16 protein-coding genes and 1 pseudogene are annotated in these 21469 nt (G+C 66.4%); 11 read left to right on the top strand and 6 right to left on the bottom strand.

Going from position 1 to position 21469, the window contains the following annotated elements; all coding sequences use genetic code 11:
* Positions 1 to 400 precede the first annotated feature (400 nt).
* Positions 401 to 1762 (bottom strand): PQQ-binding-like beta-propeller repeat protein, encoded by a 1362-nt coding sequence (locus ACFPB1_RS23400; RefSeq protein ID WP_379228558.1) that lies wholly within the window; start codon positions 1760 to 1762, stop codon positions 401 to 403.
* A gap of 339 nt (positions 1763 to 2101) precedes the next feature.
* Positions 2102 to 2275, bottom strand: coding sequence for a hypothetical protein (locus tag ACFPB1_RS23395; protein WP_379228557.1), 174 nt, complete (start codon positions 2273 to 2275; stop codon positions 2102 to 2104).
* 153 nt (positions 2276 to 2428) lie between these two features.
* On the opposite strand from ACFPB1_RS23395, the gene ACFPB1_RS23390 reads away from it, so the two are divergent.
* From ACFPB1_RS23390 to ACFPB1_RS23365, 6 genes and pseudogenes are all read left to right on the top strand, one after another.
* On the top strand, positions 2429 to 3319 hold the full coding sequence (locus tag ACFPB1_RS23390) for a LysR family transcriptional regulator (protein WP_379228556.1): 891 nt from the start codon (positions 2429 to 2431) through the stop codon (positions 3317 to 3319).
* A gap of 207 nt (positions 3320 to 3526) precedes the next feature.
* Positions 3527 to 4566, top strand: a pseudogene (gene add, locus ACFPB1_RS23385) (adenosine deaminase).
* Positions 4567 to 4771: 205 nt separating this feature from the next.
* The gene (locus ACFPB1_RS23380) at positions 4772 to 5842 is read left to right on the top strand and encodes a ThiF family adenylyltransferase (RefSeq protein WP_379228555.1); all 1071 of its coding nucleotides are present in this window, start codon (positions 4772 to 4774) and stop codon (positions 5840 to 5842) included.
* A 300-nt stretch (positions 5843 to 6142) separates the two neighbouring features.
* Positions 6143 to 6343 (top strand): cold-shock protein, encoded by a 201-nt coding sequence (locus ACFPB1_RS23375; protein WP_090642387.1) that lies wholly within the window; start codon positions 6143 to 6145, stop codon positions 6341 to 6343.
* Between the two features lie 166 nt (positions 6344 to 6509).
* Complete coding sequence (locus tag ACFPB1_RS23370) at positions 6510 to 7595, top strand: AI-2E family transporter (protein WP_379228554.1); 1086 nt, start codon at positions 6510 to 6512, stop codon at positions 7593 to 7595.
* Between the two features lie 170 nt (positions 7596 to 7765).
* Entirely contained in the window at positions 7766 to 10258 is a 2493-nt protein-coding gene (locus ACFPB1_RS23365) for a helicase C-terminal domain-containing protein (RefSeq protein WP_379228553.1), read from the top strand.
* 44 nt (positions 10259 to 10302) lie between these two features.
* On the opposite strand, the gene ACFPB1_RS23360 is transcribed toward ACFPB1_RS23365, so the two are convergent.
* Positions 10303 to 10773 carry a GNAT family N-acetyltransferase gene (locus tag ACFPB1_RS23360; RefSeq protein ID WP_379228552.1) on the bottom strand — a complete coding sequence of 157 codons (471 nt, stop codon included), beginning with the start codon at positions 10771 to 10773 and terminating at the stop codon, positions 10303 to 10305.
* A gap of 253 nt (positions 10774 to 11026) precedes the next feature.
* Between ACFPB1_RS23360 and ACFPB1_RS23355 the strand changes: the two genes are divergently transcribed.
* The gene (locus ACFPB1_RS23355) at positions 11027 to 11539 is read left to right on the top strand and encodes a metallophosphoesterase family protein (RefSeq protein WP_379228550.1); all 513 of its coding nucleotides are present in this window, start codon (positions 11027 to 11029) and stop codon (positions 11537 to 11539) included.
* Complete coding sequence (locus ACFPB1_RS23350) at positions 11523 to 13526, top strand: GTP-binding protein (protein ID WP_379228548.1); 2004 nt, start codon at positions 11523 to 11525, stop codon at positions 13524 to 13526. Before ACFPB1_RS23355 ends, ACFPB1_RS23350 begins: the two co-directional genes overlap by 17 nt.
* Positions 13527 to 14135: 609 nt before the next feature.
* Here ACFPB1_RS23350 and ACFPB1_RS23345 read toward each other — a convergent pair.
* Positions 14136 to 14990: a hypothetical protein gene (locus ACFPB1_RS23345; protein ID WP_379228547.1), complete on the bottom strand. Its 855-nt coding sequence runs from the start codon at positions 14988 to 14990 to the stop codon at positions 14136 to 14138.
* Positions 14991 to 15187: 197 nt separating this feature from the next.
* The gene (locus tag ACFPB1_RS23340; protein ID WP_379228546.1) at positions 15188 to 16069 is read right to left on the bottom strand and encodes an SDR family oxidoreductase; all 882 of its coding nucleotides are present in this window, start codon (positions 16067 to 16069) and stop codon (positions 15188 to 15190) included.
* Between the two features lie 255 nt (positions 16070 to 16324).
* Here ACFPB1_RS23340 and ACFPB1_RS23335 point away from each other — a divergent pair, with 255 nt between their 5' ends.
* The gene (locus ACFPB1_RS23335) at positions 16325 to 17299 is read left to right on the top strand and encodes a helix-turn-helix transcriptional regulator (protein WP_379228545.1); all 975 of its coding nucleotides are present in this window, start codon (positions 16325 to 16327) and stop codon (positions 17297 to 17299) included.
* Between the two features lie 358 nt (positions 17300 to 17657).
* Here ACFPB1_RS23335 and ACFPB1_RS23330 read toward each other — a convergent pair whose 3' ends face one another.
* On the bottom strand, positions 17658 to 18707 hold the full coding sequence (locus ACFPB1_RS23330; RefSeq protein ID WP_379228544.1) for an NADH:flavin oxidoreductase/NADH oxidase: 1050 nt from the start codon (positions 18705 to 18707) through the stop codon (positions 17658 to 17660).
* A gap of 186 nt (positions 18708 to 18893) precedes the next feature.
* Between ACFPB1_RS23330 and ACFPB1_RS23325 the strand changes: the two genes are divergently transcribed.
* Positions 18894 to 20012, top strand: coding sequence for a nitric oxide synthase oxygenase (locus ACFPB1_RS23325; RefSeq protein ID WP_379228543.1), 1119 nt, complete (start codon positions 18894 to 18896; stop codon positions 20010 to 20012).
* A 235-nt stretch (positions 20013 to 20247) separates the two neighbouring features.
* The coding region (locus ACFPB1_RS23320) for a DEAD/DEAH box helicase (protein WP_379228542.1) at positions 20248 to 21469 on the top strand (1222 nt) is incomplete at its 3' end.

Here is a 21469-nt window from a genome sequence, read left to right as displayed (position 1 = left end):
TGGAGTGCCAATAACGGCACGTGTGGCCGCGAAACGGGTCAAATCGGCTTTTTTGCGTGAATAGCGGATTCTGTGTCCGCTGAGCGAGAGGGTCGGGAGGCGGCGGCGGCAAGCGTGACTTTGGAGGCTGCTTGCCGTTCCGCCGCCCGCGTTAAGGTGCCAGCCCTGGCCTCGTACGGCACCTGGCGTTCACGCGCCTGACGCCTGAGCTCTTCTCGCGTCTCCGAGAATTAGACGGCCGCCCGCGGCGCGCTGCCGTGCACCCGGCGCCCCGCGCCCCGCGCACTCGGCGCCCCGCGCCACGGGTACTCGGCGCCCGGCGCCCAGCGTCCCGCGCGCGGCCGGTTTCCGCCCAGTGCCGTTCGCGCGCCCAATCACCAACCGCCAACCCCGCCCCCCGCTACCGCAAGCCCGCCGGCAGCTTCACCGCGTACAGCATGCCGCCCGCGCGGATGTAGGCGAGCGCGCCGGACTTCAGCGTCGGCTCGAACGCCCGCGAGCCGAGCTTCACGGTGAACGAGGGCTTCAGCGCCGCGAAATCGTACGCGTCCAAGGTGCCGTCGGCGCGGGCGACGTAGAGCCCGTTGCCGAACAGGTCGGTCTGCACCGGCTGGACGCCGCCGGGGTACCGCACTAACTGGCCGTTCGCCGTCTTCAGCGCCAGGATGCCGTGGTCGTGGACGTCTTGGTACAGCAGCCGTCCGCCGTATACCCGGTACAGCGGCTGGTAATCCCGTCCGTTCGGGGCGGCCCAGCGCTGAACGGGCTTGCCGTCCGCGGCATAGGCGGCGAAATCGTATTTGGCCACGGCGTGATCCTGGTAGACGTAAAGGTCGTTCCCGTCGAGGAACGCCGAGCCGTTCGCGCCGCCGAAGCGGTATTGGCCCGGAATCTCGGGCTGCGTCGTCCACTTGTAGACACGCTCGCCCTTCTTGGCGCCGGTCTTCAGGTTCAGCGCCGCGATATGCAGGCTCTTGTTAACGGAGTCGTTGTCGCCGACCATGAACGTGTCCATGACGGAATAGACAAGTCCGTCCTTCACGGCGAGCGGGGCGCTTTGACGGAACGCGGTCCATAGTCGCTTGCCGGTCTTCGCGTCATAGGCGTTAATCTGGCTCGAAGACAGCGCGCCCTGCACCATGTAGCTGCGCAGCGCGACGCCGCCCGACTCCGTCACGCCGGTCATCCCGGCTTCGTATTCGCCGCCCGTCTCGGCCGTCTTCCAGCGCAGCCTGCCGGTTGCCCGGTCGAGCGCGAAGAGCGTCAGGTTTTGCGTGACGTAGACTGTGTCGCCCACGGGCTCGATGCTGGCCGCCTGGTCCGCGCGAATGCCGGCCGTCCACTTCTTGGCGCCGTTCGTGCCGACCGCGTAGACGGAGCCGTCTTTCGCCAGGCCGTACACGACGCCCCGGTCGTACGTCAGCAGCGGCTTCAGCCCCGCGCCGTACTTCCACAGCCGCTTGCCCGTCGCGCCGTCGTAGGCGGCCAGCTGCCCGCCCGTCACGAGCGCGAATATGTGTCCTTCCTCCGCGAGCGCGGCCGTGAACGTGCGCCCGTCCTGCTGAAACTTCGCCAGCGGCAGCTGCCAGGCCGGCTTGACGACCGGCGCCGACGTTTGCGGTCCGTAGACCGGCGTGGCGCTGCTCACCACTGGCTGTTCGGCGTAGGCGGCCGGAAGTCCGCCGGGCAGCGCCCCGAATATGATCGCTGCGGCCAAGCCGAGCGCGGCCGTTGTCCGCCGCATGCTGCGTGTCATGGTCATCGCTTAACACCATCCGTTCCATGTATTTGTACCTGCACGTGAGACAAAAAGGGCCATCGGCCCGGATATGCCTCTCAAACGCGTCCGATATGTAAAAGGTTGTAAGAGCAGGGATTTTATTCATGAGCGCGCGCCGCCCCGTGTTCGTCCTACAAGCCGCGGCCGCCTGCACCCAGCGCTGCGCCCGCAAACCGCGGCCACCACCCGCGCCCCGACGCTCCGCAGGCGCTCCAAGCCGCCGCATAAACGCAGAAAACGCCGCCCTCCGTACTGGAGAGCGGCGTTATTCTTCTGGCGTGAAGCGGCGGTGGAGTCGTCGGTCTAAGCGTCGCGCGACCCTCATGCGAACAGCGCCGCCAGCACGGCTTGGATGCGCCGGACGAGGCCTTTCGACTGCGCGGCGGCGGTTTTGCCGCCGGTGACGGTCTCCCGCATCCATTGCTTGGCTGCCAGCCGGCGGAGTTCGTCTTCTCTCAGTTCCGCCAGTTTTTGATGCTCGTAGTGGTTTAACATGCTTAATCACTCCATTGACACGTTTGATGCAGTTCTGGAACTCATTTCCTTTCTGCTCGAAAGCAAGTTTATCATGTACTTCGGAAAGGCAGTTATCTATAATATTCGATAACTACGATCGGTTTTTTCGATGCGTCAAGGGGGTTGGCGGGCATGGACATCCAGCATTTCCTCACCTTTCGCGAGGTGGCCAAGTGGCAAAATTACACGAAAGCGGCGGACCAGCTCGGCTACGCGCAGTCGAGCGTCACGACGCAGATCCAGAAGCTGGAGCAGGAGTACGGCGTCGTGCTGTTCGAGCGCCTCGGGCGGCGGATGCGGCTGACCCAGGCAGGCGAGCAGCTGCTTCTCTACGCGAACCAGATCGCCGACCTCTTCCAGGAGTCCAAGTCCGTCGTCGGCCGGCAGGATTGCGGCGCGCTCGGCATCGCCTCGATCGAAACGATGGCGGCTTTCCTCCTTCCCAAGTATCTGCACCGGTTCCGTCAAATGTACCCCCAAGTGCAGGTGCTGCTCGAGCCGGCGCAGGAGGAGCGGGTCAAGCAGGCGGTGCGGGACGGCGAGGCCGACCTGGGCATCCTGCTCGACGTTCCGCTCGCGGACCCGGAGTTGGACAGCCTCATCATCCGCAAAGAAGAGATGGTCGTCGCGGCCAGCATGGACCATCCCTTCGCCAAGCTGGAGGTCGTGGAATGGCGGCAGCTGAGCGGGGAGTCGTTCATCATGACGGAGCAGGACTGCACCTATCGCGCGGCGCTCGAGCGGGAGCTGCGGACGCGGCAAATCCCGTACCGGCTCGCCTACGAGCTCGGCAGCATGGAAGCGATCAAGCAGTGCGTCGTCTACGGGCTCGGCATCGCGCTCATCCCGCGCATCGCGATCCAGTCGGAGCTCGAGAAGGCGCAGCTGTGCACGGTGCCGCTCTGCATGGAGGACCTCTCCTTTTACACGCAGCTGGTCTACCGCAAGCGCAAATACATGACGACGCCGATGAAGCATCTCATCGAGCTGCTCACGGAGAGCCAGGAGGCGCAACCCGTGTAAGGCACAGCGGGCAAAGCAAGACCGGGGGACAGGCGGGATTCCGTGAAAGCGGCGGTTCTGCCTGTTCGCGTATCCGAGGGTCCGGCGGGCACGTCCGCCGACAACCGCTCATCCGGCGGCTCGCGCGCCCGGGATTTTCGTGCGGCGCCGGCGCGGCTTCGGCTGCAAGCAAGGAAGGTCATCCGTTCGCGCGACGATGCACGTTACATGAAGGAGGAACCGCTCATGAATCGATGGCATGCGCTGCCCAAGGTCGATCTGCACGTTCATCTCGACGGAAGCCTGCGTCCGGCCACCGTTCTCGCGATCGCCGAGGCCGAAGGCATCGCGCTGCCGGCTGCCACGGAAGCGGGGCTCCTGCCCCACATGCAGGTGGACGACGACTGCCGCAGCCTTCCGGAATATCTAAGCAAATTCGCGTTCACGACCCGGTTCCTGCAGTCCGGGGCGGCGCTGGAGCGCGCGGCGTTCGAGACGCTGGAGCAGGCGCCGCGCATAACTGCCGCTACGTCGAGGTCCGCTTCGCGCCGCAGCTGCACCGCCGGAAGGGGATGAGCGCGGAAGAAGCGATTCATTACGTGATCGAGGGCTTGAAATGGGCGCAAACGCAGCTCGACATCCAGGGCCGCGCGATCGCAATCTGCATGCGGAACCATGACCGCGAGAGCAATCTCGAGGTCGTCGAAGCGGCGGCCCGGTACGCCGGGCGCGGCATCGTCGCGGTGGACCTGGCGGGTGACGAGGCGGCGTATCCGCCGGAGCGGTTCCGCGACGTCTTCGCGCTCGCCGAGAAGCGCGGGCTGCCCGTCACGATCCACGCGGGCGAAGCGGGCGGGGCGGACAACGTGCTCGAGGCCGTGGAGCGTCTCGGCGCCTCGCGCGTCGGGCACGGTGTGCGGCTGCGCGAGAATCCGGCGATTCTGCAGCGCGTGCTCGATCGCCGCATTCCGCTCGAGATGTGCCCGGTGAGCAACATCCAGACGAAAGCGGTCAGCGGCTGGGACGCCTACCCGATCCGCGAGTATTTCGACCGGGGGCTCGTCGTCACCGTGAACACGGACAATCCAGGCGTTTCCGGGACGGACATTACGCGGGAATACGGCATCGTCGCGGAGAAGTTCGGCTTCACGGACCGGGAGCTGGCCGCTCTGATCCGTAACGGCGCGCGGGCGGCGTTCCTCGAGGAGACGGAGAAACGGGCGCTGACGAAGCGGATCGACGGCGAGCTGGCGGCGCTGGGGCTGTAGGTGCGCCGGGGTGACGCGGGTGCGGGCGGAGCGGCCGGTGCCGGCGTCCCTGCGGTTCGCGGCGGTCATCCGCCCGCGGCGCCCGGTCCCGGCGGCCGCCCGGGGAGTCGACTTCCCGGCCGGTTGTCCCGTATACTAACGGGAAAAAGGATTCGCTCGGCGCGGCGGACAAGCCGGCCGGGCGGCGAGAGGAGTCGTGGAGAGCATGGGCATGGAGACGGCCGCATCGGCGGAGCTGCGGGATGCGGAACAGGAGGAGCGCCGGCGCCGCGAACGGTATTCGCGGCAGATGCTGTTCGCGCCGATCGGCGAAGCTGGCCAGCGCAAGATCGAGGCGGCGGGGGTCGCGGTCGTCGGCATGGGCGCGCTCGGTACCGTGATCGCGAACCATCTGGCGCGCGCGGGCGTCGGCCGGCTGCGGCTGATCGACCGCGATTACGTCGAGCGGAGCAATTTGCAGCGGCAGATGCTGTACGACGAGGACGACGTCCTGCAGGCGCGGCCGAAGGTCGTCGCGGCGGAGCGGCGGCTCGCCATGATCAACGGCGACATCACGATAGAGCCGGTCGTGGCGCATCTGACGGCGTCGAACGCGGAAGCGCTGCTGGCCGACGCCGACCTCGTGCTGGACGGCACGGATAATTTCGGCACGCGCCTGCTCGTGAACGACGTCTGCTTCAAGCACGGTATTCCGTTCATCTACGGCGGGGCCGTCAGCTCGAGCGGCATGACCGCGGCGTTCGTGCCGGGCCGGACGTCCTGCCTGCGCTGCCTGCTGGGCGCGGACGACGGCGCGGGCGATACGTGCGACACGGTCGGCGTCATCTCGCCGATCGTCGATATCGTCGCTTCACTGCAGGCGGTGGAGGCGCTCAAGCTGCTCGTCGGCGACGAGGCGTCGCTGCGGAAGGGGCTGCTGTCCCTGGACGTCTGGCGGCACGGCACGATGGACATGCGGCTGCCGGACCCGAGTCCGACGTGCCCGACGTGCGGCCTCAAGCGATATCCGTCGCTGAACGCGGACGACGCCGCGCTTCCGGTGACGCTGTGCGGCCGCGAGACGGTGCAAATCGGCGGCCGCCGGAGCCTCGACCTCGCGGAGCTGCGCGAGCGGCTGAGCCGGTCCTGCGCGGTGACGACGAACCCGTACCTGCTGCGGGCGGAGCTGCCGGAGGGCGAACGGCTCGTCGCGTTCCCCGACGGCCGCGTGCTCGTGCAGGGCACGGAGGATCTTGCCCGGGCGCAGTCGCTGTACGACCGGTACATCGGCTCCTGATTCATTTTCTGCGGGAATGTGTATAATATGGGCAGCGGCCGCGTATAATAGCAAAGGCAAGCGGTCGTTGCCGGTTGCTCCGGAACTTCGGAGCACCCACAAATTTTTGTAAATGCTTGTAAGCTCATTGCAATTCAAAATTAGATATGATACTATGGCCTTAATCATAAAAAGAACCTGAATTCACATATTGAAAAGGGTGTCATTTTGTGAATGGTACCTTTCTCAATGTGTGATTTTTTTATTTCGCTACCACGAATAAAAAGTACATGTTAATTTAATTTTTGGAGGTAATTCCACATGCAACAAGGTACAGTAAAATGGTTTAACGCAGAAAAAGGTTTCGGCTTCATCGAAGTTGAAGGCGGCAACGACGTATTCGTACACTTCTCCGCGATCCAAGGCGAAGGTTTCAAAACGCTTGACGAAGGCCAACGCGTTGAGTTCAACGTGGTTCAAGGCAACCGCGGTCCTCAAGCTGAAAACGTCGTAAAACTGTAAGGTTTACCGTTTTCGGTCCGAACGACCCCGCGCATTCGTGCGCGGGGTCGTTCTTTTTTTTGCGCGGAAAAGCTTCGAAGACGGGATTCCCTGTTTCGCCCAAGCTTGGATGGTTAATAAAGGGTAATGCGCGCTAGTCTGCGCATACAAGCCCGGGGGGATGGCCATGCCGCTGCAAAAAGGTTTTTTTCGGATTTGCCTGGTGATCATCGCGCTGCTCTTGATCATCTATTTGACCGCGAAGATCAGCTTCATCTTCAAGCCGCTCCTGACGATCTTCAATATTCTGCTCGTGCCGTTCATGCTCGCGGGGTTCTTCTACTACCTGCTCCGGCCGGTCGTGAACGCGCTGGTCCGGCGGCAAATGAGCAAGCCGTTCGCGATCGTGGTCATTTACGTTCTGCTCGCCGGGCTGCTTGCCATTTTCGGCGCGGTCGTATGGCCGACGCTGCAAACGCAGCTGGAGAATTTCGTGAAGGGCGCGCCGGAGCTGATCGACGGCTTCCGGTACCAGCTGACCCGTCTGCAGCACAGTCCCGTGTTCTCGAGCTTCGCGGGCGACGAGTCGGAGCTGACGACGAAGCTCTCGGGGTATTTGAACGATGCCATCACCGCGGCTTCGAACTACGTGACCAACGTCGTGTCGGTCGTGGCCAACTTTATCATCATCATCGCCACCGTGCCGATCATCCTCTACTATATGCTGAAGGAGAGCAGCCATATCCCGTCGTCGATCCTGCACGTCGTGCCGCGCCGGTACCGCAAGGACGGACAAGAGGTGCTGAAGGAGATCGACGGCGCGCTGAGCGGCTTCATCGTCGGACGGGTGATCATCACATGCCTGCTCGCGATCATGCTGTACATCGGCTTCCTGATCATCGGGCTGCCGTATTCGCTGCTGCTCGCGATCGCGTCGTTCATCCTCAACATCATTCCGTATATCGGTCCGATCCTGGGCGCGATTCCGCCCATCATCGTCGCATTCACCGTGTCGCCGACGATGGCGTTCTGGGTCGTGGTCGTGACGATCGTCGCCCAGCAGATCGAAGGCAACGTGCTCTCGCCGAGCATCTACGGCCGGCGGCTGGACATCCATCCGCTGACGACGATCGTGCTGCTGCTCGTGGCGGGCGACATCGCCGGCATTCTCGGCGTCATTCTCGCCATTCCGGCGTACATGGTCGTGAAGATCGTCGTGGTGCGCGCGTACAACCTGTTTCTGGCGGAAAAGGTAGAAGAGCTCGTGGACTGATCCGCCGTCCGGAGCAACGGTTCAGGGGAGCCGTTGCTTTTTTGGCATGCCGCGAAGAGGAGATGCGCGTACGGTCCAACTCTGTTGGAGAACGCGGGGCTTCAACCCGGACGCGATTGCTGGTACAATGGAGGGAACGAATGTTCTTGCGGGAGGCGTAAGCGGCGGCGATGAAGGCGACAATCCAGCTCTCGGTGCGGGCGCTCGTGGAATACGCGCACCGCGCCGGCGACATCGAGTCCGGCTTTCGGACGGCGGCGGCGCTGACGGAAGGCACGAAGGCGCATCAGCGCGTGCAGAAGGGGTACGGTGAAGGGGACGAACGGGAAGTGTACGTCAGCAAGGAGATCGTCATGGACGATCTCCTCTTCGTCGTGGACGGGCGCTGCGACGGGCTGCTGACGGAGGACGGCGAGGTTGTCGTCGACGAGATCAAGTCCACCTCTGGCCGGCTGCCGGATGGCGAGGCGGAGACGTACCCCGTCCACTGGGCGCAGGCGCGCTGCTATGCCGCCATCATCGCGGCGGACCGCGGGCTGGCGGCCGTGACGGTCCAGTTGACGTACGTGCAGGTTCGAAGCGAGGAAGAGCGCCGGTTCCGGCAGCGGTGGACGAGGGAGGAGCTGGCGCGCTTCCTGGATGAGATGCTGCGCGCCTATTACGACTGCGCGCTGCAGCAGGCGGAGCACGCCGAGGCGCGGGACGCCAGCGTCAAGGCGCTGCCGTTCCCGTTCGAGGCGTACCGCTCGGGCCAGCGGAAGCTCGCGGGCGCGGTGTACCGGAGCATCGCGGACGGGCACAAGCTGTTCGCGAAGGCGCCGACGGGCATCGGCAAGACGATGTCGACGATCTTTCCCGCGGTGAAGGCGATCGGGGAAGGCGTGCTGCAGCGCGTCCTGTACCTGACGGCGAAGACGAGCGCCCGCGCCGCCGCGGAAGGCGCTTTCGCCCTGCTGCGGGAGAAGGAGCTGCGGCTCCAGTCCGTGACGCTGACGGCCAAGGAGAAGATCTGCTTCCAGGAGGAGGTCCGCTGCAGCAAGGAGCATTGCCCGTACGCCGACGGTTACTACGACCGGATCAACGAGGCGCTGCTCGATCTGCGCGGCAGCGAGACGCTGATCACGCGGGAGGTCGTCGAGGCGTACGCGCGCAAGCACCGGGTATGCCCGTTCGAATTCTCGCTCGACGCGGCGTACGGGGCGGACGCGATCATCGGCGACTATAATTACGTGTTCGACCCGCGCGTCAACCTGAAGCGCATGTTCGACGAGCAGAAGCGGCGGACGGCGGTGCTCGTCGACGAGGCGCACAACCTGGTCGACCGGGCGCGGGACATGTACTCTGCCGAGCTGTTCAAGAGCGCCTTCCTGGGCGTGCAGCGGGCGGCGAAAGGGGCGCTTCCCGGCGTGCACCGCGCGGCGAAGGCGGTGAACGAGCACTTGCTCGCGCAGCGCAAGCGGCTCGGCGAGCGGCGGCAGGAGGCGGCCGCCGAGCTGCCGGAGGCGCTGGTCGCGCTGGCGGAGGCGTTCGTCGCCGAGGCGGAGCGCGTGCTGGCGGGCCAAGGCGGCGCCGGGTTCGCGGCCGCCGGGGATGCCGCGGGAGCCGCCGGCGCGGTGCGGCAGGGCGACCTGCTGGAGGCGGATGCGGACGGCCCCGGGGACGGCGTGGCCGGAGCCGCCTCGGCGGGAGCCGTCTCCGGATCGCCGGGCGGCGCGGAGGGCGGCCGCGTCCCGGCCTGGGAGCTGCCGGGCGGCAGGGAGCTGCTGGAGCTCTATTTCGCCTGCCAGGACTTCGTCCGCACGGCCAAGCTGTACGACGAACGGTACGTGACGTACGTCGAATGCGAGCGCAGCGAGGTGCGGGTGAAGCTGTTCTGCCTGGATCCGTCGCATCTGCTGCGGACGATGGGCAAGGGCTACCGGTCGGCCGTGTTCTTCTCAGCGACGCTGACGCCGCTGTCCTACTACATGGACATGCTTGGGGGCGGCGAGGCGGACTATTCCGTCGTCATCCCGACGCCGTTCGCGCGCGAGCAGCTGGACGTCCTCGTCAGTCCGCTGTCTACCCGGTATCAGGACCGGGAGCGGACGAAGGGGGCCGTCGTCGCGCTGCTCCGCCGCGTTACGGAGGCGCGCGGGGGCAACTTCTTGCTCTTCTTCCCGTCCTATGCGTACATGGATGACGCGTACGAGCGGTTCATGGCGCTGCGCGCGGAAGCAGGCGGAACGGAGCCGGCGGCGGACGGCGCGAACGTCATCGTGCAGGGCACGCGCATGTCGGAGGAGGAGCGGGAACGTTTCCTGTCGGCGTTTCAAGGCGGGAGCGGAGAGCGGACCATCGGGTTTGCGGTCATGGGCGGCATCTTCGCGGAGGGCATCGACCTCGTCGGGGACCGGCTGACGGGCGTCGCCGTGGTCGGCGTCGGGCTGCCGCAGGTCGGGTTCGAGCGGGACATCATGAAGGCATACTTCGACGGTACGGGGCGGAACGGCTTCGATTATGCGTTTCTGTACCCCGGCATGAACAAGGTGCTGCAGGCGGGCGGGCGGCTCATTCGCTCGGAGCGTGACCGGGGCGTCCTGCTGCTGATCGACGACCGCTACCTGCAGACCCCGTATAAGCGGCTGCTGCCGCAGGAATGGCTGGACTACACGATCGTGTAGGCCGGGCTCGGCGCGGCGGACACGCGCGTCCCGAGCGCAAGCGGCTAGCCGGCGCCGTGGAGCGATTTCTCGTACACGTTGACCCAGAAGCCGTCGATGACGGACGCGCCCTTATGGGCGTAGCCGTTGTTCAGGAACAGCCGCTTGGCGCCGAGCTGATTGGTCAGCGCGTCGAGGTAAATACGGCGCAATCCGAGCTCGGCGGCCGTGTCCTCCAATCGGGAGAGCAGCTGCTGTCCGTAGCCGCGCCGCTGGAAGTCCGGGTGCACGCGCAGCCGCTTGATCTCGGCGGTCTCATAGTCGAGCTTCTTGAGGCCGCCCATCGCGATGACCGTGCCGTGCCGGTTCGTGCCGACGAGAAACTCGCCCCCGCTCGATAAGTACTGCTCATCGATATGGAAAATATCATGGTAGTGCTGGTGCGTCGGCTCTACGCCCGCGGCGGCAATGACGAGCAGGTGGAGCCGCCAGATGTCGTCATGGTCGGCGGTGGAATAACGGCGGATATGCAGCATCGCGATCACTCCTTTTTCGGTATTGGGATGTCGGGAAGGCATGATTATGTAATATAATCTAACATATGAGCGGAATGGAGGGAACGCATTTCCGAATAAAACGCGTGCCGGGCGAGGTGATGCGTTCGGTTTCGTCCGTGTGCGATAGGTTGCGGCGGGATGTGCATGTCAGGTCAAGTCCTTGATGGCGGTTTCTATTGAACCGCGAGGCGTTTTGCCCAATAATGAGGGGAGTAAAGGAGATGAGCGGACCATGAAGGTCGTCGTGGTATCCGATACGCATATGACGCGCATGGCGAAGAAGCTGCCGGACCGGCTGATCCGGGAGCTCGCGGACGCGGACGCGATTCTGCACGCCGGCGATTGGATGACGATGGGCGTCTGGGACATGCTGCGCGCCTACGCGGAGACGGACGGCGTCGCCGGCAACAACGACGGCGCGGACATCGTGGCGAAGTTCGGCTACCGCAAAATCGTCGCGCCCGGCGGCGTGCGCATCGGCCTCGCGCACGGGCATATCGGAACGGGCAAGCGCGCGGATACGGAGACGAACGCGTACAGGTCGTTCGCGCCGGGCACCGTCGACGTCATCGTGTTCGGCCATTCCCACGTACCGGTGAAGCGCGAGCGGGACGGGGTGCTGATGTTCAATCCGGGGTCGGCGGCGGATAAGCGCCGGCAGCCGAAGTATTCCTTCGGCGTATTCACGATAACGGGAGGCCGGCTGGTTCAGGCCGAGCATATTTACTATGACGATAAGAGCTGAGGCACAAGGAACGCTGCGCAACGTCGGGATTTTCGCCCACGTCGACGCAGGCAAGACGACCACGACGGAGCAGATGCTGTACCAAAGCGGCCATATCCGCGCGCTCGGCAGCGTGGACGCGGGGACGGCGCAGACGGATTGGCTGGACGTCGAGCGGGAGCGGGGCATCTCGGTCCGCGCCGCGGTGACGCGGTTCGCCTGGAACGGGGCGGCGATCAACCTCGTCGATACGCCGGGGCACGTCGACTTCCTCTCTGAGGTCGAGCGGTCGCTGCGCGTCATGGACGGCGCGGTGCTCGTCGTATCCGCGGTGGAGGGCGTGCAGGCGCAGACGGAGATCATCTGGCAGGCGCTGCGGGAGCTGGGCATCCCGACGATTCTGTACGTGAACAAAATGGACCGGATCGGCGCGGACGCGGACCGCGTGCTCGCCGAGCTGCGCCGGCTGCTGTCGCCGGCCGCCGTGCCGGTCGCGGCGCCGGTCGGCGCGGAGGGCGATTTCGCCGGGACGGTGGACCTGTTGGACGCGGAGGCGGCCGCGGCTCAGCCGTGGGCGGCATCGTGGCGGCTCGCGCTGCTGGAGGCGGCGGCAGAGCAGGACGAGGCGCTGCTCGAAGCGTACCTGGAAGCCGGCGTGCTGGACGAGCGCGAGGCCGCCCGCGTGTTGACGGACGGCGCCCGCCGCTCGGCGCTGTTCCCGGTGCTGTTTGGCGCGTCGGGACGGGGTCTCGGCGTGACGGAGCTGATGGACGCCATCGTGACGTATTTGCCCGCGGCCGCTGGTTCGACGGAGGGGCCGGCGTCGGGTGTCGTGTTCAAGATGGAGCGGGACCCCGTCATGGGCAAGATCGCGTACGTGCGCCTGTACGAGGGCACGATCCGCAACCGCGACGCCGTGTATAACCATACCCGCGACGTCTACGACAAGGTGACGCAGATCCGCCGCGTGCACGGGGCGAAATCGGAGGATATCGGCGTGCTGGCAGCGGGCGACATCGCCGCGGTGTACGGGCTGAGCCGCGCGCGGATCGGCGACGTGCTGGGCTCGCCGGAGGGCGTGCCCGGCGAGAAGCGGCTGGCGGTGCCGCTGCTCACCGTGCAGGTGCAGTGGGGCAGCGAAGCGGATTATCCCGCCGTCGTCGCGGCGTTCCAGGAGCTCGCGGACGAGGATCCGCTGCTCGATCTGCAGTGGCTGCAGGACGAGCGGGAGCTGCATTTGAAAGTGATGGGGCCGATCCAGATGGAGGTGCTGACCTCGATACTGCTCAGCCGGTTCAAGCTGGCGGTAACGTTCGGCGCGCCGTCCGTCATCTACAAGGAGACGCCGGCCATGGCGGGCGAAGGCTTCGTCGCGTACCTGGCGCCAAAGCCGTGCTGGGCGATTCTGCGCTTCGCCATCGAGCCGGGGGAGCGCGGCAGCGGACTCGTCTACAAGTCGCTGGCGCGGGGCGAGCGGCTGCTCGAGAGCTACCAGAACGAGGTGGCGCGGCGGGTGCCGGAGGCGCTGCAGCAGGGGCTGCGGGGCTGGGAGGTCACGGACCTGTCCGTCACGCTCGTCGAGGGCGAGCATCACGTGTGGCATACGCATCCGCTCGACTTCGTCATTGCGACGCCGATGGGCATCATGAACGGGCTCGCGAACGTCGGCACGAAGCTGCTGGAGCCGCTGCTGCGCTTCCGCATGTCGGTGCCGGAGGAATACGGCGGCAAGGTCATGAACGAGCTCGTCGTCATGCGCGGCGAATTCGACGCGCCGGTGCTGCGCCAGGAGCGGATGGAGCTGGAGGGGCTGCTGCCCGTCGCGACGTCGCTCGACTTCCCGGCGCGGCTCGGCGCCATGACGAAGGGGCGCGGCACGCTGACGACGTTCTTCGCCGGCTACCGCGAATGCCCGCCGGACGTCGACGTCTCGCGCCCGCGGCGCGGCGTGAATCCGCTGGACGAAGCAAAGTATATTTTGTCCATGCGCAACGCGATGAGCGGGTAACGGCGTCGCCGGGGGCCGCCGAGGGCGGCACGGCGGTTAGGCGGCCGGGGCCGGGGCCGAGCTGCCGAGCGCATGCGCTCGGCGGGCCACGGGAGCGGCCAGGGGGCGGCAGCCGTCGCAGCCGCTCCGCCAACAAGGCCAGCGCGGGCGACAGCCGCTCCGCGCGGAGAGCAAAAAAGAGGCAGCTACGGGGCCGGATCGCCCGTAACTGCCTCTTTGTCGTCCCGGCCGGTCAGGGGAGCGGCCAGGAGATCCGCTATTCGCCTCCAATCGGCGACATCGGCGGTTTGGCGGCCACGAGAGCCGTTATTGGCGGTTTATGGTTGCCAAAACGGCTGAATTCGGCGAAATAGCGGCGCTCCTGGCCGGCAAATCGCGCCGGAGGGCCGTTTTGCGGCAATAGCGGAACCATTGGCCGCCAACAGTTCAGCGTGGGCGGATGCGCGGGCGGCAGCCGCCGCAGCCGCTCCGCGCGGAGAGCAAAAAAGAGGCATCTACGGGGCCGGATCGCCCGTGTCTGCCTCTTTGCCGTCCCGGCCGGGCATGCCGCCGATTCGGGCGTACGCACGGTCGAACCCGGCTTCGGCCCTGATTTCGTCCCGGTCTCGGCTACGCCTTCGCGAGCTTGCTCGGGTTGTTGATTTTGTACGGGACGGGATGCTTCGTCAGCTTCTTGGCGACGATCTTGGCTTCGAACGTGATCGCGTCGCCGGCTTCCAGCGCGAGCTTCTTGAGCGTGTTGCTGTGGCTCGACCAGGCGTCGCCGAGCTCGAGCTCCGGCTCGACGATGCGGACTTGCTCGTAGATAATGACTTCGTCGTCTTCTTCGGCGAAGTGGTTTGGGACCGTCGTGAACTCCTTGACGACGGCGCTCATCTTCACCTTCTCCTCGGGCAGCTGCGGCTTGGAAGACGCCCGTTTCTTGGCGGGCTTCTCCTTCGCCGGCTCCGGCGCTGCGGCCGCGGGCTTGTCCGCGGCTGGCGCGGCCGCCGCGCCAGCCGCCGTCTCCTCGGCGTCCGGAACGTCTCCGCCGGCCGTACCGGCCGTGCTCGCCGCCGCGGCTTCGGCCGCTTCCGCGCTTCCGCTTGCCGCCGGACCGCTCTCGACCGCGGCAGGCTCCGTCTCCGCCTGCGCCATCGCCGCCGTCTCCGCGGTCCCGCCCTCGCCGGACGGATCGACTGCGGCGGCCGTCCGCTGGCCGTAGCTCGCCGCCTGCATTTCCTTCAGCAGCGCGGGGTGAATCAGGTGCCGCCGTTTGTTCTCGAACTCGATGACCGCCGTCATGAAGTCGACGAAGCCGATGATGGCACAGGGCACGCTGGCGCCGCCGCGCTTGTAGACGAACGATTTCGGCTTGACCGCCTTGTCCGACAGCAGTCCCCACGTCTTGCACTGCGCGATCAGCGCCTCTTCGTCCGCGAACGCGCTGAAGGCGCCCGGCTCGATCGTGAACTTGTAATCCATTCCGAACCCCGCCTTTCCAAAAAAGCCATAGTTAGCACAAGTGTATCATGTTTCGGCCGGAAAGCGAATGCCGGGGACGGGCCGGCGCGTCTCCTGGGACCGCGCCTCTCGCGGCCCGCGCTCGCGCCGCAGCCGCATAAGCAAACGGCCCGAAAGCTCCGCGTGGAAGCTCCCGGGCCGTGCGCCAATCGCCGCCGTTACTTGTAAAACCCTTGCTCCTCCGCATAGCGGCCCCAGTGCGGCCGGCGCCCGTCGACGTCCTCGATGCCATAGTCGTCGGACAAGCCCCACGAGGTGAAGACGCGGCCGGACTTGGCCATCAGATCGGGATCCGCCGCCAGCGCCGCGATGCCGCGCCCGACGAAGAACGGCGTCTCCGACGCCAGAAAATGCGGTTCCTGGGCGCCCGCGTCCCGCCAGTTCGCCTCGGTCACGCCGAAGTGATCCAGCATCTCCTCCGAGCGCAGGAAACCCGGCGTCACCGCCACGGCGGCGACCCCGTGCGGACGCAGCTCCGCCGCCTGGGATTCGGCCAAGTGGATGACCGATGTTTTCGCCAGGCTGTACGGCAGATTGCCGCGGTACCGGTAGTCGAAGCCATCCGTAATTTCCACGATCAGCCCGGAGCCCCGGCGGACCATGAGCGGCGCGCCGTAGAAGCTCGTGATGAGGTGCGAGTGCACCGCCCGCCGCTGCATGAGCAGCGCGTTATCCAGCGAGCCTTGCCAGAACGGCGTCCCCCATTCCGTCAGCGATTCGCCGCCCCATACGTCGTTGATCAAAATATCAAGCCGGCCGTCCTGCTCCTCCGCGATCCTCGCGAACAGCGCCCGTACCTCCTCCGGAACGGTATGGTCGACGCGCACCGCGATGCCGCGGCCGCCCTGCTTCGTCACGAGTGCCGCCGTCTCCTCGATCGTCTCCGGCCGTCCGATATCGGACGGCTTGCCGTGTACGCTCCGGCCCGTCGCGTAGACGGTCGCGCCCGCGGCGCCCAGTATCGCGGCGATCGCCCGCCCCGCGCCTCGCGTCGCCCCGGCGACGACGGCGATTTTGCCATCCAATGGTTTCGCGTTCATCAATACTCGTCCTCCTCCGCATGTTGAGAAAAGCCCTATGCGCGGGTATCAACCCGACGCGTCCAGTATACCCTTCAAATATGACAGCCATTGTCTTATTCGCATGGTAAAATAGAACCGGGCTTGAGAGAGCGGGAAAATGGGTCGGCGTACACGGAGCTGGGGTCGCGCAAACTCGAACCGGCCCCTGCATCGGAACGAAAATCGGAGCGAAAATCAGAACGAAAATCGGAGCAAAAAAGGAGGCGGCGCATCATGCGCGCGGATCGGCTGCTAGCGGTGTTGGCCCTGCTTCAGGCGCACGGCAAATTATCGTCGAAGGAAATCGCGGAGAAGCTGGAGGTGTCCGAGCGGACGATCCACCGGGACATGCAGGCGCTGAGCGTCGCGGGCATCCCGGTGTACGCGGACCGGGGAAACGGGGGCGGCTGGTCGCTGCCGGAGGGCTACCGCAGCCGGCTGACGGGCATGACCGCGGGCGAAATCTCGTCGCTGCTCTTCCTGCAGGCATCGGACGTCGTCCGCGATCTGGGGCTGACGGGCAGCACGCGCTCGGCGATGAACAAGCTGCTCTCAGCGCTGCCGCCGGCGGCACGCCGCGACGCGGAGATCGCCCGCGAGCGGCTGCACGTCGACGGCGCGGGGTGGCGCGATGCCGGCCCGCGCGACGCCGGCGCGTCGCTGGCCGTCGTGCAGGAAGCGGTCTGGGCCGCGAAGAAGCTCCGGACGCAGTACCGCTCGTCCGACGGGGAGGCCAAGGACAAGCTCCTTCGGCCGCTCGGGCTCGTCGTCAAATCGGGCATCTGGTACGTCATGGCGCTCTCCGAGCCGGACGACGAGGTCCGGACCTATCGGATCTCGCGCATGGCGGACGCGCGGATGACGGACGACGCGTTTGAGCGGCCGGAGGGCTTCGATCTCGCGGCGGCGTGGGAGGCGTCGCTCGCCCGGTTTCGCGACCGGCTGCCCCGCTATGAGGCGACGGTCCTCGTCGCGGCGAGCGCCTGGAGCCGCTTCGTCCGCGAACGGTTCGTCACGGCCGGCAGGCATGCCGACCGCGGCGGGGGCTGGATCGAGGCCCAGGCGGACTTCAATACGCTTGACTCGGCGGCCGGCATCCTGCTCGGCTATGGCAGGCTGGCGAAGGCGCTCGCCCCGCCGGAGCTGCGCGCGCGAATCGCCGAGGAAGCCAGGGCCGTGGCCGCGGCCTACGCGGAGGACGGGGAGTAGCGCCGCGGCGTGGAGATTGCCCGCGAGCGGCTGCGGGCCGCCGACGGCACGCAGCGGCGCGGAGTTCGCCCGCGAGCTGCCGCGCGCCGCCGTCGCGACGCTAGCCGCCGCGCGGCCGTCCCGCGGCCCGCGAAGCCGCGCCGGCGAGAACAGCCGCACGAAAAAAACGGCCCGAGGGGCGAGCGGAAGAATCCGCTTCGCCCTTCGGGCCGTTTTCGGCGCTCGCGGGCTGTGATTCCGCGCGGCACGCCGCGACGCGGAGATCGCCCGCGAGCGGCTGCACGTCCGCCCCGCGCGGCGCCGGCGCGACGCTGGCCGCCGCGCGGCCGTCTCGCGGCCCGCGAAGCCGTGCGGGCTGTCAATATCCGCGCTTGTACGAGCGCGGAATCAGCTCGGCGGCGTCCGCCTCGGCTTCGCGCCCGGCGGCTGCCGCCTGAATGGCGTGCAGCGCCCAGTACGGGTCGCGCAGCATGCCGCGGCCGACCGCGACGAGGTCGGCGTCGCCATGCGCCAGCGTCGCGTCGGCAAGCGTCGCGTCGTCGAGCAGGCCGACGGCGATGACGGGCACGTCGAGCGCGGCCTTCAGCCCGCGCGCGAGCGGTACCTGGTAGCCGGCGTACAGCGCGGAGCCTTGGGCCCCGATCGGGCCTTCGCCGCCGCTCGAGACGTGGAACATGTCCACGCCGGCGTTGCGGTAGCGGCGGAAAATTTCCAGGCCGCCGGCCAGGTCGTACCCGCCCTCGGCGTATTCCGCGGCGGAGACGCGCATGATGAGCGGCATGTCCGGCGGTATGACGCTCTTGACCGCCTGGACGACCTCGCTGCCGAACAGCGCGAGATCCTGCCCGTAGGCGTCCTGCCGGTTATTGACGAGCTTCGAGTGGAACTGGTGGATCAGGTAGCCGTGCGCCCCGTGGAGCTCGATCGTATCGAAGCCGGCTTCCACCGCGCGGCGGGCGGCGTCCTTGAACTTGCCGATCATGGCGCGGACCTCGTCGGTGCTCAGCGCGCGCGGCACACGGGACGTCGCGCCGAACGGAATGTCCGACGCGCCGACCGGCTGCGCGGCGTCCTGCGCCTTGCGGCCGGCGTGGGCGATCTGGATGCCGACCTTGGCGCCGTGCTTATGCGCCTCGGCGACGATGCGGCGGAAGGCCGGAATATGATCGTCCGACCAGAGGCCGAGGCAGTTATCGGTGATGCGGCCGTCCGGTTCGACGTTCGTCATCTCTATAAGGATGAGGCCTGTGCCGCCGACGGCGCGGGAGGCGTAATGCACGTAATGCCATTCGTTCGGGATGCCGTCCTTGGCATCGACCGCGTACTGGCACATGGGGGGCATCACAATGCGGTTGCGCAGGGACAAGCCCTTCAGCTGATAGGGGGTATAAAGCCGGCTACGGGTCAAACGGCGTCACTCCTTCTTTCGGTCCGAATTGGAAATTGCGAGCAGATCGCTCCGCTCTATGTGCCATTATATAGCTACTACTTACTTAATTAAAGTTGTATTATTTTGATAATCTGCTTACCCGAGAAATCGCGCCGCGAATCCGTTATAATGGAACCATCATCTAGAACCGGGCAGGGATCAACCATGCAAAATCAACTCACGGCCGCCGACTGCCGCACGCTGCTGCAAGAGGCCGAACAATTCATCCGCCAGTACGGCGCCGAGCTGGGCGTCCCGCAGGACGCGACCGAGGCTAGGCTGGCGCAAATCAAGGACGAGTTGGAGACGGCGGGGACGTATGTCCATACGGCCGACGAGCTGGCATACGGGGCGAAGCTCGCCTGGCGCAACAGCAACCGCTGCATCGGGCGGCTGTTCTGGGATTCGCTCGTCGTGCAGGACGCGCGCGCGGCCGCCACGGAAGAAGAGATGGCCGAGGCCGTGTTCCGCCATATCGGCTACGCCACCAACGGCGGCAAAATCCGGCCGACGATCACCATATTCGCGCCGGCGGCCCGGCCGGAGCAGCCGCGTGCCCGGATCTGGAACGAGCAGCTGATCCGGTACGCCGGCTACAGGCAGGCGGACGGCTCCGTCGTCGGGGATCCGGTCTCGGCGGACTTGACGGAGGCGTGCGAAGCGCTCGGCTGGCGCGGGGCCGGCACGCCGTTCGACGTGCTGCCGCTCGTCGTGGAGTTGGACGGCCGCGGCCCGCGCTGGTTCGAGCTGCCGAAGGACCTCGTGCTCGAGGTGCCGCTCGTCCATCCGGACCTGCCGGCGTTCGCGGAGCTCGGGCTGAAATGGTACGCCGTCCCGTTCGTCTCCAGCATGCGGCTCGAGATCGGCGGCCTGCACTACACGGCGGCGCCGTTCAACGGCTGGTACATGGGAACCGAGATCGGCGCGCGCAATTTGGCGGATCCGTTCCGCTACGACCTGCTGCCGAAGCTGGCGGCGCTAATGGGGCTGGACACGGCGCGGGATTCGACGCTGTGGCGGGACCGGGCCCTCGTGGAAATGAACGTTGCGGTGCTGCATTCGTTCAAGGCGCGGGGCGTGACGATCGTCGACCATCATACGGCGAGCAGGCAGTTCATGCTGTTCACGGAGAAGGAGCGGCAGCAAGGCCGCGTGCCGACGGGCCGCTGGTCGTGGCTCGTGCCGCCGCTGTCGCCGGCGACGACGGGCGTCTTCCATACGCGGTACGAGGATACGGAGAACAAGCCGAATTATTTTTACCAGCCGACGCCTTACGGGGGCTGAACGCACGAGTATATCGGGGATAGGAGAGGGACGGAGCCGGCGCTCCGTTCCTTTTTTGCGATCCGCTCGCGCATGACGGCCTCGCCGCCTCTTGAAGCGGAGGCCCGGGCAAAAAAGTGTCCGTTCCCGGCGCGTCAAGGGAACATTCGGTACATGAGCGCCCCCGGAATGTGGTAGGATAGGAATACCGGTTGAGAGACGGGTCGGTTTTCGATTAATAAATGAGGTGGAACTAGTGGCAGGTTTTGAACAATTGGGCATCGCGCGGGCAAGGGCGCTGTCGCTCCGGAACGAGGGCATTACGGAAGCGACGCCGATCCAGGAAAGCGCGATTCCCGTTATTTTGCAGGGCGGCGACGTCATTTGCCAAGCGCAGACGGGCACGGGGAAGACGCTGGCGTTCCTGCTCCCGATGCTGGAGAAGGTGCGGGCGGACAAGGCCGAGGTGCAGGGCCTGATCCTGACGCCGACGCGCGAGCTGGCGCTGCAGATCACGACGGAGCTGAAGAAGCGGGTCGCGGACGAGGACGGCATCAGCGTGCTCGCGGTATACGGCGGGCAGGACGTGGAGTCGCAGCTGCGCAAGCTGAAGCAGGGGGTCCATATCGTCGTGGCGACGCCGGGCCGGCTCCTCGACCATATCCGCCGGGGCACGGTCAAGCTGGGCGGGGTGCGTATGCTCGTCCTGGACGAGGCGGACCAGATGCTGCACATGGGTTTCCTGACCGAGGTCGAGGAAATTCTGACGCAGATGCCGTACCGCAAGCAGACGATGCTGTTCTCGGCGACGATGCCGGCTGGCGTCCGTTCGCTGGCGGCGCGGATCATGATCGAGCCGAAGGACATTACGGTGCGCGCGCCGCAGGTGACGGTCGAGGGCATTCGCCAGCTGACGGTCGAGACGGGCGCCCGTGACAAGAAGGAGCATTTGAAGCGGCTGCTGGTTGAGCATAACCCGTTCCTCGGCGTTATTTTCTGCCGGACGAAGAAGCGGGCGAGCGAGGTCAACGAGTATTTGCAGGAGAACGGCTTCAACAGCCAGGAACTGCACGGCGATCTGTCGCAGGCGAAGCGCGAGCAGGTCATGAAGCGGTTCCGCAACGCGAAGGTGCACCTGCTGGTGGCGACGGACGTGGCGGCCCGCGGACTTGACGTCGAAGGCGTGACGCACGTGTTCAACTTCGACATTCCGGACAACGCGGAAAGCTACATTCACCGTATCGGCCGGACGGGCCGCGCGGGCGAGGACGGGCTGGCGATCACGCTCGTGTCGCCGCACGACCGGCTGGAGCTGGCCGCCATCGAGAAAGGCATCCGGATGTCGATCCCGCGGGAAGGCCGGGCTGGCGTTGCGCCCGCGCGCCAAGCGCGCACGGCGAGCGACCGGCCGCGCGAGAGCCGTTCGGACGGCGCCCGCGGGTGCCGCGCGGACGGCGGCCGCGGAGGCCGCCGCGGCA

Origin of the sequence: Paenibacillus sp. GCM10023250, from assembly GCF_042653205.1 — a bacterium.
Classification (GTDB): Bacteria; Bacillota; Bacilli; order Paenibacillales; family Paenibacillaceae; genus Paenibacillus_Z.
Note: the sequence above shows the minus strand (reverse complement) of the source record. Positions and strands in the feature narration are given on the sequence as shown.